The organism is Pseudomonas sp. LBUM1664, assembly GCF_059695895.1.
This window is the reverse complement of record NZ_CP166791.1, coordinates 292952-304809: the sequence shown is the minus strand read 5'-3', so window position 1 is coordinate 304809 and position 11858 is coordinate 292952. Positions and strand designations below refer to the sequence as shown.

Below are 11858 nucleotides of genomic sequence, written 5' to 3'. Positions count from 1 at the left end.
CGAAACTCCCACAAAATTTGCAGTTCGCCCCACGCGGACGAACCTTAGTTAGAACGCTTAACGCTATTTACCCGACTTGACCTTGGTCCAGCTGCGGGTCATGAGTCGTTGAATCTTGGGCGGCAACTCGGAGTTGACGTAAAGCTTGTCGACGACCGCTTGCGGTGGGTAAACCGCTTCGTCGGTGCGTACTTTCTGATCCATCAGTTCGCCAGCCTTGGGGTTGGGATTGGCGTAACCGACATAGTCGCTGACCTGAGCGATCACCTCAGGCTTGAGCACATAGTTGATGAACGCGTGGGCCTCTTTGACGTTGGTGGCGTCGCGCGGGATCGCCAGCATGTCGAACCAGAGATTGCCGCCTTCCTTGGGAATGACGTAGGCGATTTCGACGCCCTTGCCGGCTTCGCTGGCACGTTCGCGGGCCTGGAAGATGTCACCGGAGAAACCGGCGGCCACGCAGATCTCGCCATTGGCCAGATCGGAGATGTACTTGGAGGAATTGAAATAGGTCACGTAAGGCCGGATCTTGAGGAGCTGGGCCTCGGCCTTTTTGTAGTCTTCGGGGTTTTCGCTGTTGGGGTCCAGGCCCAGGTAGTTAAGCATCGCCGGGATCATCTCGTCGCCCGAATCGAGGAACGAAACGCCGCAGCTGGACAGCTTCTTGATGTTTTCGGGCTCAAACAACATGGCCCACGAATCGATCTTGTCGACGCCCAGGACAGCTTTGATTTTCTCGACGTTGTAGCCGATGCCGTTGGTGCCCCACAGGTACGGCACGGCGTACTGGTTGCCCGGGTCGTTCTTCTCCAGGCGCTTGAGCAGCGACGGGTCCAGGTTGGCGTAGTTGGGCAGCTGCGACTTGTCGAGCTTCTGGAATGCCCCGGCCTTGATCTGCTTGCCCAGGAAGTGGTTGGACGGCACGACCACGTCGTAACCGGTACGCCCAGCCAGCAGCTTGCCTTCCAGGGTCTCGTTGGAGTCGAAGACGTCATACACCGGCTTGATACCGGTGGCTTTTTCGAAGTCCGCCAGGGTGGTCTCGCCAATGTAGTCCGACCAGTTATAAATATGCACGGTGGAAGCAGCCTGGACACTGACGGCGAGCGTCAGACCAGCACCAACCAGCAAGGCGTTGCGTAACAAAGAAAAGACAGGCACGTGGAGGTCCTCTTAAATAGTTGGGCCCAAGTTGCCCCCGTTACCTGGCAGCGATGTGCCCTGCAACAAAACCGGCGCGCAACTTACCCTCGATAAACCGATCCAGCAAAACTTTTAGTTAGTTAATTGTTCCTGTTGCCGCCACCGCGATGACAGCGACAACAGGAGGGTGCCTCAGGCCGGCTTATTTACCGGATTTGATCTTGGTCCAGCTGCGGGTGACCAGGCGCAACGTGGCTGCATCCAGGTCGGTGATCGCATACAGCTGCTTTTTCACTTCATCCGTTGGATAGATGCTCGGATCGCCGGAAATGTCCTTGTCCACCAGCGGCGTGGCTGCCTTGTTGCCGTTCGGGAAGCGCACGGCGTTGGTGATTTCAGCCATGATTTCCGGCTGCATCAGGAAGTTCATGAATTTGTAGGCCGCCTCGACGTTATCAGCATCCTTGGGCATGGCGACCATGTCATAGAAAGTACCGGCACCTTCTTTTGGAATGACATAGCTGAGCTTGACCTTGTCGCCCGCTTCCTTGGCGCGCTCCTTGGATTGCTCCATGTCACCCGAGTAGCCCACTGCCACGCAGATGTTGCCGTTGGCCAGGTCCGAGATGTACTTGGAAGAGTGGAAGTAAGCGACCGAAGGGCGAATCTTCAGGAACAGGTCTTCAGCAGCCTTGAGGTCAGCCTTGTCCTTGCTGTCGGTCGGCTTGCCCAGGTAGTGCAGTGCCGCCGGGATCATCTCGGTCGGCGCGTCGAGGAAAGTCACGCCGCAGCTTTTAAGCTTGGCCATGTTTTCCGGCTTGAATACCACGTCCCAGGAGTCGATCTTGTCGATACCCAGTGCCGCCTTGACCTTTTCCGGGTTGTAACCGATGCCGATGGAACCCCACATGTAAGGGAATGCGTAGTTGTTGCCCTTGTCGCTGGCATCGCCGACAGCTTTGAGCAGGTCGGGATCCAGGTTCTTCCAGTTCGGCAGTTTGGACTTATCCAGTGCCTGATAGACCCCGGCCTTGATCTGCTTGGCCAGGAAGTTGTTCGACGGCACCACGATGTCATAACCGGATTTGCCGGCCAGAAGCTTAGCTTCCAGGGTTTCGTTGCCGTCGAACACGTCGTAGACCACTTTGATCCCCGACTCTTTCTCGAACTTGGCGACGGTGTCCGGGGCGATGTAGTCGGACCAGTTATAGACGTGCAGCACTTTGTCGTCCGCCTGAACGGCACCCGCCATTACGCCCATCAGGGACATGGCGAGGAGGGTCTTGCCAGCTATCTTCATACCTAATGTCTTCATGCCTAATGCCTTCATGAAAAATGCTCCAGTTATTCTTCTTGGCCGTCGTTCAGTAGCCGGCTCGCGGGCAACTTGAACAGCCGGTAGTCTGGCAAGTTACAGGGCAGGCTTTCAACACAAGCCCAGCCTTTTATTCACACTGGGCGAGGCCCATGCAGGTACCTCGCTCAGAGCCTAGCACTTAGCTTTGCAATGCACTGAGGGTCAGGTCCAGACACTGCCGGGCCTTGCTCACCAGTTCATCGATCTCGGCCTTGCTGATCACCAGCGGCGGCGCAATGATCATGGTGTCGCCCACGGCGCGCATGATCAGCCCGTTATCAAAGCAGAACTGCCGGCAGATCATGCCCACGCCCTTGCCTTCGTAGCGCTTGCGCGTGGCCTTGTCCTGAACCAGTTCGATCGCCCCCAGCAAACCGACACCGCGCACTTCACCCACCAGCGGATGATCGTTCAGTTCCCGCAAACGTTTCTGCAAATAGGGTGCCGTTTCTGCGTGGACGCGCTCGATGATCTTCTCGTCGCGCAGGATACGGATGTTTTCCAGGGCCACCGCAGCGGCCACCGGGTGACCGGAATAGGTAAACCCGTGGTTGAAGTCGCCGCCTTCGTTGAGCACCGCGACCACGTCGTCGCGTACGATCAGGCCGCCCATGGGGATATAGCCGGAGGTCAGGCCCTTGGCGATGGTCATCATGTGCGGTTTCAAACCGTAATAGTCGGTACCGAACCACTCACCGGTACGGCCGAAACCGCAGATCACTTCGTCGGCCACGAACAGGATGTCGTACTTGGCGAGGATTTCCTTCATGCGCGGCCAGTAGCTGTCCGGTGGCACGATCACGCCGCCCGCGCCCTGGATTGGTTCGGCAATGAAGGCGCCGACGTTGTCCACGCCGATCTCCAGGATTTTTTCTTCCAGCTGATTGGCCGCCCATACGCCGAACTCTTCTGGGCTCATGTCGCCGCCTTCGCCAAACCAGTACGGCTGGGCGATGTGGACAATGCCCGGAATCGGCAGGTCGCCCTGCTCGTGCATATACGTCATGCCGCCCAGGCTCGCACCGGCCACGGTCGAACCGTGATAACCGTTCTTGCGGCTGATGATGACTTTCTTGTTCGGCTGGCCCTTGATCGCCCAATAGTGACGGACCATACGCAGCATGGTGTCGTTGCCTTCGGAGCCGGAACCGGTGAAGAACACGTGGTTCATGCCTTCAGGCGCGATGTCGGCGATGGCTTTGGACAACTCCAGCACCGGCGGGTGGGCGGTCTGGAAGAACAAGTTGTAGTACGGCAGCTCGCGCATCTGTTGGCTGGCAGCATCGGCCAGTTCATCGCGGCCGTAACCGACGGCTACGCACCAGAGGCCGGCCATGCCGTCGAGGATTTTGTTGCCTTCACTGTCCCAAAGGTAGACGCCCTTGGCGTGGGTGATGATGCGCGGGCCTTTCTCTTTGAGCTGTTTGAAGTCGCTGAACGGAGCCAGGTGGTGATCGTTGCTCAGGGCTTGCCATTCACGGGTTTGCGGGTTGTTGCCGGTCATGCGAGTTCTCCTTTCATATCGGTGGGGGCGCAGCCGCCTGAAGCGGCTCCGCCCGGCGCTTCAGACGGCAAAGAGCAGGAATTCCCGCTCCCACGAACTGATGACGCGCTTGAAGTTTTCATGCTCGGCACGCTTGACCGCGACGTAGCCCGTGATGAATTTCTTGCCCAGGTACTTCTCGATGGTGACGCTGTTTTCCATCCGCTCCAACGCATCTTCGATGGTCAGCGGCAGGCGCAGGTTCCGACGTTCGTACCCGCGGCCCACCACTGGCGCGCTCGGGTTGATGCCTTCGACCATGCCGATGTAGCCGCACAAAAGGCTGGCGGCAATCGCCAGGTACGGGTTGGCGTCGGCACCCGGCAGGCGGTTTTCCACCCTGCGGTTCTGCGGCCCGGCATCCGGCACGCGCAGGCCCACGGTACGGTTCTCTTCGCCCCACTCCACGTTCACCGGCGCCGAGGTATCCGGCAGGAAGCGGCGGAACGAATTGACGTTGGGGGCGAACAGCGGCAACAGCTCGGGGATGAGCTTCTGCAGACCCCCAATGTGGTTCAGGAACAGCTCGCTCATGGTCCCGTCTTCATTGGAGAAGACGTTCTTGCCGGTTTCCTTGTCGGTGATGCTCTGGTGCAGGTGCATGGCACTGCCCGGCTCGCCGGTCATGGGTTTAGCCATGAAAGTGGCGGCCACGTTGTGCTTGAGCGCGGCTTCACGCATGGTCCGCTTGAACACCAGGATCTGGTCGGCCAGGGACAGGGCATCGCCGTGACGGAAGTTGATTTCCATCTGCGCCGTGCCGTCCTCGTGGATCAGGGTATCGAGGTCCAGCTCCTGCAATTCGCACCAGTCGTAGACGTCTTCGAACAGCGGGTCAAATTCGTTGGCCGCTTCAATGGAGAAAGACTGGCGACCGGTTTCCGGGCGGCCAGAGCGGCCAATAGGCGGTTGCAACGGGAAGTCCGGGTCGTCGCTGCGCTTGGTCAGGTAGAACTCCATTTCCGGCGCGACGATCGGCTGCCAGCCCTTGTCGGCGTAGAGCTTGAGCACTTTCTTGAGTACGTTGCGCGGCGACAGCTCAATGGGATTGCCCTGCTTGTCGTAGGCATCGTGGATGACCTGGGCGGTGGGCTCGACGGCCCAGGGCACAAGGAACACTGCGTTTTCGTCCGGGCGACATATCATGTCGATGTCGGCAGGATCGAGCAGTTCGTAATAGATATCGTCTTCGACATAGTCGCCCGTAACGGTCTGTAGCAGAACGCTCTCGGGCAGGCGCATGCCTTTCTCGGCAATGAACTTGTTGGTCGGCGAGATCTTGCCCCGGGTGATACCGGTCAGGTCGCCAATCATGCATTCGACTTCTGTGATCTTATGGTCTTTCAACCAATCGGTGAGCTGGTCGAGGTTGTTACTCATAAATGCCTCTAGGCGTGAGTTTCCTGGCTGCTAATTAGTAGTCAGGCGTTGTTTGACGCATCGGCGTCGCGTTGTGTTGCCCTTGCTCGGCAGGCATCGCCAAATGCCTGGAAAATCGCAAGGTGGTACGGATTCGAACTGACTGCCCATTCCGGGTGCCATTGCACACCTAAAGCAAAAGCCTTGCCTTGTACCACCGAGACCGCCTCGATCAGGCCATCCGGCGCCACGGCTTCAGCCCGCAGACCCGGCGCCAGGCGCTCGATGCCCTGGCTGTGGATCGAGTTGACTTCAATCACCTGAGGTAAGCCCAGGCCTGCAAGGATACCGCCAGGCTGGATATGCATGGCGTGGGCTGGGCCGTATTGGATGTCCACCGACTGAGCGTCGTCTTCACGATGATCGATAAAGGTTCCGACTTCATGAACTTTCTGATGCAGGCTGCCGCCAAAGGCTACGTTCATCTCCTGGAAACCGCGGCAGATGCCCAGCACCGGGACACCCGCATCGACAGCGGCGCGGAGCAGCGGCAGGGTGGTGGCATCGCGTGCAGGATCATGAGCGGTGCCCGGCGCGCTGGCGGGGCCCTGATAGTGAAAAGGTTCTACATTAGAAGGAGAGCCGGTAAAGAGAATGCCGTCCAGAGCGTCCAGAATATCGGACGGTGACAGCAGATCCGCCAAAGACGGGATCATCACTGGCAAACCCTTGGCGGCTGTCGCGACAGCCCGGGAATATTTGTCGCCACTGATGTGATAAGCATGCAGACCCATCTGCCTGGAGCAGGTGGTGACGCCGATTAACGGCAGGCGAGACATGAAGCACCCCGGTATTATTGCTGTTATGGGTTTGAATCGAGCTTAGCCTTGTTCATTTTTTTACACAACACTCCCGTAAAAAATACAACACGGCCCGCTCAAGCCTGCGGGCGCCAAGCCCCTTAAAGGGGAAAAAACGCCCCAAATTGCCTCAAAAAAGCCCCGCAGGTGCTTTTTTAGGGCAAAAAAGGCCCTGCTTGACTTCGGCATGCCGTTCGGGTTGACTGGCTTTCGAAGAGATCAATGATTGATATTTTTAACAACAAAGGTGTTGCATCATGTCGGTACCCCCGCGTGCCGTTCAGCTTAACGAAGCGAACGCGTTCCTTAAGGAACATCCTGAGGTTCTGTACGTTGACCTTCTGATTGCGGATATGAATGGTGTGGTGCGCGGCAAGCGCATCGAACGCACCAGCCTCCACAAGGTTTACGAGAAAGGCATCAACCTGCCGGCCTCTCTATTTGCTCTGGATATCAATGGCTCGACGGTGGAAAGCACCGGCCTGGGTCTGGACATCGGCGACGCCGACCGGATCTGCTATCCAATCCCTGACACCCTGTGCAATGAACCCTGGCAGAAGCGCCCTACCGCGCAACTGTTGATGACCATGCACGAACTTGAAGGTGAACCGTTCTTCGCCGACCCTCGCGAAGTCCTGCGCCAGGTCGTGACCAAGTTCGATGAACTGGGCCTGACCATCTGCGCCGCATTCGAGCTGGAGTTCTACCTGATCGACCAGGAGAACGTGAATGGACGTCCACAACCGCCCCGCTCGCCGATCTCCGGCAAACGCCCGCACTCGACACAGGTCTACCTGATCGACGACCTCGACGAATACGTCGATTGCCTCCAGGACATTCTGGAAGGGGCCAAGGAGCAAGGCATTCCAGCCGACGCCATCGTCAAGGAAAGTGCCCCGGCGCAGTTCGAAGTGAACCTGCACCACGTGGCCGACCCGATCAAGGCCTGCGACTACGCAGTACTGCTCAAGCGTCTGATCAAGAACATCGCCTACGACCATGAAATGGATACCACCTTCATGGCCAAGCCGTATCCGGGCCAGGCGGGCAACGGTCTGCACGTTCACATTTCGATCCTGGACAAAGATGGCAAAAATATTTTTGCCAGCGAGGATCCCGAGCAGAACGCCGCGCTGCGTCACGCGATCGGCGGTGTGCTCGAGACCCTGCCGGCGCAGATGGCTTTCCTCTGCCCGAACGTCAACTCCTACCGTCGTTTCGGCGCACAGTTCTACGTGCCGAACTCGCCGACCTGGGGCCTGGACAACCGCACCGTGGCCCTGCGCGTACCCACCGGCTCTGCCGATGCCGTGCGCCTGGAGCACCGTGTGGCCGGCGCCGATGCCAACCCGTATCTGCTGATGGCGGCAGTGCTGGCGGGCGTTCACCATGGCCTGGTCAACAAGATCGAGCCCGGTGCGCCAGTGGAAGGCAACAGCTACGAGCAGAACGAGCAAAGCCTGCCGAACAACCTGCGCGATGCACTGCGTGAGCTGGACGACAGCGAAGTCATGGCCAAGTACATCGATCCGAAATATATCGATATCTTCGTGGCCTGCAAGGAGAGCGAGCTGGAGGAGTTCGAACACTCCATCTCCGACCTTGAGTACAACTGGTACTTGCATACCGTGTAAGCGGTTGCCGTAAAAGATAACGCCGCAAGCCTTCGGGGCTGCGGCGTTTTTTTATGGTTTTTGAGTGAATGGCCGCCTTTGGCGGACCGCGAGCAAGCTCAGCTCCCACATTGGATCTTCGGTGGTCACCTAATCCAGGTTCATCACAGTTCCCTGTGGGAACAAGGCTTGCCCGCGATGACGGCCTGGCAGACAACACAGAAACCGGCTCGTACAATGCCCGGCAGCCCCGCAGGAGACACCCATGACGCGCATCGCCGCTCCACGTAAACCTCGCGCACGCAGCCAGGCCCGGATCGACTCGATTCTCGATGCCGCCCGTACGCTGCTTGCCGCCGAAGGCGTGGCCAGCCTGTCGATCTACAGCGTCGCCGAACGCGCCGGTATCCCGCCCTCCTCCGTGTATCACTTCTTCGCCAGCGTCCCGGCATTGCTCCAAGGGCTGACCGCCGACATCCACGCCGCCTTCCGTGCCTGCCTGCAGGTGCCGATCAATCATGAAGCCCTGAACCACTGGCACGACCTGTCGCGGTTGGTGGAGCAGCGCATGCTCACCCTCTACAGCCAGGACGCCGCCGCCCGCCAACTGATCCTGGCCCAGCATGGCCTGACCGAAGTCACCCAGGCCGACCGTCAGCACGACCTCGAGCTTGGCGACCTGATGCATAAGCTTTTCGCCCACCATTTCGAACTGCCGACCTTGCCCGCTGACGTCGACGTATTCGCCCTGGCCATGGAACTGGGCGACCGCGTCTACGCCCGCTCGGTGCAACAACACGGCCAGATCACCCCGCGCATGGCCGAAGAAGGCATGCGGGTGTTCGATGCGTACCTGGGGTTGTATCTGCCGCCGTATTTGCCCAAGCGTAAAACCATGACGCGATGATCGTTCCCACGCTCTTTATGGGAAACGAAAAGCCCCGAAAGGCTCGCGCCATCCGGGGCTGTGGGGTGAAGCATCGTTCACAACTTGGCGATAGACACCTCGGTGGATTTAACGAAGGCGATCACTTCGCTGCCAACCGCCAATTCCAACTCCTTGACCGAGCGGGTGGTGATGACCGAGGTGACGATGCCAGAGGCGGTTTGCACGTCGATTTCCGACAGTACGTCGCCTTCGACGATTTCCTTGATGGTGCCCTTGAACTGGTTGCGTACGTTGATGGCTTTGATAGTCATGGTGTCGATTCCTGTCTGGATGGAGTTATTGCGCCCAACGCAATTGCGTGGGCAAGGGTGAAACGGGTTCGGGTTCCGGCGGTTGACCGGGCAAGGACAGCACGCGGTTGAGGACTTCGGTTTCCAGGGTCGCCAGGCGATGGGAGCCGCGAACCCGTGGCCGTGGCAGGTCAATGAGCAGGTCGAGGCCGATCTGGCCATCCTCGATCAGAATCACCCGGTCGGCGATCGCCACCGCCTCGCTGACGTCGTGGGTCACCAGCAGCACGGTAAAACCGTGTTGTTGCCACAGACGCTCGATCAACTGCTGCATCTCGATGCGGGTCAGGGCGTCCAGGGCTCCCAAGGGCTCGTCGAGCAGCAGCAGACGCGGCTGATGGATCAGCGCGCGAGCCAGGGCCACTCGCTGTTTCTGTCCGCCGGACAGCGCCGCCGGCCATTCATTGGCACGATCGGCCAGGCCCACGGTGTCCAGTGCCTGCAACGCTTGCGACCGCCAGTGGCCTTTGAGCCCGAGGCCGACGTTGTCGATGACTTTTTTCCAGGGCAGCAGGCGCGCTTCCTGGAACATCAGCCGCGTGTCTTGCCGTGCAGCGCTCAACGGTGCCGAGCCGGCCAGCAATTGGCCGCCCGTGGGTTCATCGAGACCGGCCAGCAAACGCAGCAGCGTGCTTTTGCCGCAGCCGCTGCGCCCCACCACCGCCACGAATTGCCCGGCGGGGATGTGCAGGTCGATGTCGCGCAGCACCTGGCGCAAGCCAAAGGTTTTTGCCAACTTGCGCACCGCCAACGGAATGCCTCGCAGCAGGCGCGGGGGTTGTTGGGCGGTCATGCGGCACCTCCCTTGCTCACTTGATACGCCGGGTGCCAGCGCAGCCAGACCCGCTCGAGCCCGCGGGCGGCAAGATCGGCCAGTTTGCCCAGCACGGCGTACAACAAAATCGCCAACACCACCACATCGGTCTGCAGGAACTCCCGGGCATTCATCGCCAGGTAGCCGATGCCGGAACTGGCCGAGATGGTTTCCGCGACGATCAGCGTCAACCACATGAAGCCCAGCGCAAAACGCACGCCCACCAGGATCGAAGGCAAGGCACCGGGCAGAATCACCTGGCGAAACAGGCTGAAACCGGATAAGCCGTAACTGCGGGACATCTCCACCAGCGCCGGGTCGACATTGCGAATCCCGTGGTAGGTGTTGAGGTAGATCGGAAACAGCGTGCCCAGGGCTACCAGAAAAATCTTTGCCGACTCATCGATGCCGAACCACAGGATCACCAGCGGAATCAGCGCCAGGTGCGGCACGTTTCTGACCATTTGCACCGAACTGTCCAGCAGGCGCTCGCCCCATTTCGACAGCCCGGTGATGAAACCCAAGACCAGGCCGATGCCGCCGCCGATCAGGAAGCCGACCGCAGCCCGCCAACCGCTGATGGCCAGGTGCGTCCAGATCTCGCCGCTGCGCACCAGGCTCGCGCCGGCTTCGATCACTGCCACGGGCGCCGGTAAAATCCGGGTCGACAGCCAACCCGCCGACACCGACAGTTGCCACGCCGCCAGCAACAACAACGGCACCACCCAAGGCGCCAGGCTGTGGATAATTTTCTTCATGGCCGCCTCAGCTCTGGGACGCGGCTTTGGGAAGAATGTCGTTGGCGACCATTTCACCAAACGGGCTCACATAACCCTGGCTCTTGGGCAGTTCCGGGCGCTCCACGTCCAGATGCGGGAACAACAACTCGGCCACGCGATAGGACTCTTCCAGGTGTGGATAACCGGAGAAAATAAACGTGTCGATCCCAAGGTCGGCGTACTCCTTGACCCGCGCCGCCACGGTCGGGCCATCGCCTACCAAGGCGGTGCCGGCACCGCCGCGAACCAGGCCCACACCGGCCCACAGGTTGGGGCTGACTTCCAGCTTGTCGCGACGACCACCGTGCAGTGCGGCCATGCGTTGCTGGCCCACAGAGTCGAAACGCGCCAGGGAGGCCTGGGCACGGGCGATGGTTTCGTCGTCCAGGTGGGAGATCAACCGGTTGGCCGCTTGCCAGGCTTCGGCGTTGGTTTCACGCACGATCACATGCAGGCGAATGCCGAAGCGCACCGTGCGCCCGAGCTTCGCGGCTTTGGCCCGCACTTGTTCGATCTTTTGCGCCACGGCCGCCGGAGGCTCGCCCCAAGTCAGCACCATTTCCACCTGCTCGGCGGCCAGGTCCTGGGCCGCTTCCGACGAACCGCCGAAATACAGCGGCGGACGCGGTTGCTGGATCGGTGGATAGAGCAACTTGGCGCCCTTCACACTGATGTGTTCGCCGTCGTAATCCACGGTCTCGCCTTCCAGCACTCGGCGCCAGATGCGAGTGAATTCCACCGAGGCCTGATAGCGTTCGTCGTGGTTCAGGAACAGGCCATCGCCAGCCAGTTCGTCCGGATCACCGCCGGTCACCAGGTTGAACAGCGCCCGGCCGCCGGACAGCCGATCCAGGGTCGCGGCCTGACGCGCCGCCACCGTCGGGGAAATGATCCCGGGGCGCAGGGCAACCAAAAATTTCAGGCGCTGAGTCACCGGAATCAACGAAGCGGCCACCAGCCAGGAGTCCTCGCAGGAGCGTCCGGTGGGAATCAAAACGCCGCCAAAACCCAGTCGATCCGCCGCTTGGGCGATTTGTTGCAGGTAACCGTGATCGACGGCGCGGGCGCCTTCGGCGGTGCCAAGGTAATGGCCATCGCCGTGGGTAGGCAGGAACCAAAAAATATTGAGGCTCATGGAGTGGTCTCCTAAG

At 59.9% G+C, this 11858-nt stretch carries 11 protein-coding genes; 2 read left to right on the top strand and 9 right to left on the bottom strand.

Annotation, left to right across the window (positions count from 1 at the left end; genetic code table 11):
* Positions 1–63 precede the first annotated feature (63 nt).
* The 5 genes from ACA047_RS01420 to ACA047_RS01400 all read right to left on the bottom strand — a co-directional run bounded on the left by ACA047_RS01420 (position 64) and on the right by ACA047_RS01400 (position 6241).
* Positions 64–1161, bottom strand: a complete 1098-nt coding sequence (locus ACA047_RS01420; RefSeq protein ID WP_497356015.1) for a polyamine ABC transporter substrate-binding protein — start codon at positions 1159–1161, stop codon at positions 64–66.
* Positions 1162–1345: 184 nt separating this feature from the next.
* The gene (locus ACA047_RS01415; RefSeq protein WP_497356013.1) at positions 1346–2458 is read right to left on the bottom strand and encodes a polyamine ABC transporter substrate-binding protein; all 1113 of its coding nucleotides are present in this window, start codon (positions 2456–2458) and stop codon (positions 1346–1348) included.
* Positions 2459–2639: 181 nt separating this feature from the next.
* Entirely contained in the window at positions 2640–4004 is a 1365-nt protein-coding gene (locus tag ACA047_RS01410; protein ID WP_497356011.1) for an aspartate aminotransferase family protein, read from the bottom strand.
* Positions 4005–4064: 60 nt separating this feature from the next.
* Positions 4065–5423: a glutamine synthetase family protein gene (locus tag ACA047_RS01405; RefSeq protein ID WP_497356009.1), complete on the bottom strand. Its 1359-nt coding sequence runs from the start codon at positions 5421–5423 to the stop codon at positions 4065–4067.
* Positions 5424–5464: 41 nt separating this feature from the next.
* Positions 5465–6241 carry a gamma-glutamyl-gamma-aminobutyrate hydrolase family protein gene (locus ACA047_RS01400; protein ID WP_497356007.1) on the bottom strand — a complete coding sequence of 259 codons (777 nt, stop codon included), beginning with the start codon at positions 6239–6241 and terminating at the stop codon, positions 5465–5467.
* A 278-nt stretch (positions 6242–6519) separates the two neighbouring features.
* Between ACA047_RS01400 and ACA047_RS01395 the strand changes: the two genes are divergently transcribed.
* A complete protein-coding gene (locus ACA047_RS01395) occupies positions 6520–7896 on the top strand; it encodes a glutamine synthetase family protein (RefSeq protein WP_025216023.1) in 1377 nt (458 codons plus the stop codon).
* Between the two features lie 244 nt (positions 7897–8140).
* Entirely contained in the window at positions 8141–8782 is a 642-nt protein-coding gene (locus ACA047_RS01390) for a TetR/AcrR family transcriptional regulator (protein WP_497356005.1), read from the top strand.
* Between the two features lie 77 nt (positions 8783–8859).
* On the opposite strand, the gene ACA047_RS01385 is transcribed toward ACA047_RS01390, so the two are convergent.
* The 4 genes from ACA047_RS01385 to ssuD are packed head-to-tail and all read right to left on the bottom strand — an operon-like array spanning position 8860 to position 11842.
* On the bottom strand, positions 8860–9075 hold the full coding sequence (locus ACA047_RS01385) for a TOBE domain-containing protein (RefSeq protein WP_497356003.1): 216 nt from the start codon (positions 9073–9075) through the stop codon (positions 8860–8862).
* Positions 9076–9100: 25 nt separating this feature from the next.
* A complete protein-coding gene (gene ssuB, locus ACA047_RS01380) occupies positions 9101–9907 on the bottom strand; it encodes an aliphatic sulfonates ABC transporter ATP-binding protein (protein ID WP_497356001.1) in 807 nt (268 codons plus the stop codon).
* On the bottom strand, positions 9904–10686 hold the full coding sequence (gene ssuC, locus ACA047_RS01375) for an aliphatic sulfonate ABC transporter permease SsuC (protein WP_497355999.1): 783 nt from the start codon (positions 10684–10686) through the stop codon (positions 9904–9906). The genes ssuB and ssuC overlap by 4 nt, the downstream gene beginning before the upstream one ends.
* Before the next feature lie 7 nt (positions 10687–10693).
* Complete coding sequence (gene ssuD / locus ACA047_RS01370; protein ID WP_497355997.1) at positions 10694–11842, bottom strand: FMNH2-dependent alkanesulfonate monooxygenase; 1149 nt, start codon at positions 11840–11842, stop codon at positions 10694–10696.
* Between the last annotated feature and the right edge of the window lie 16 nt (positions 11843–11858).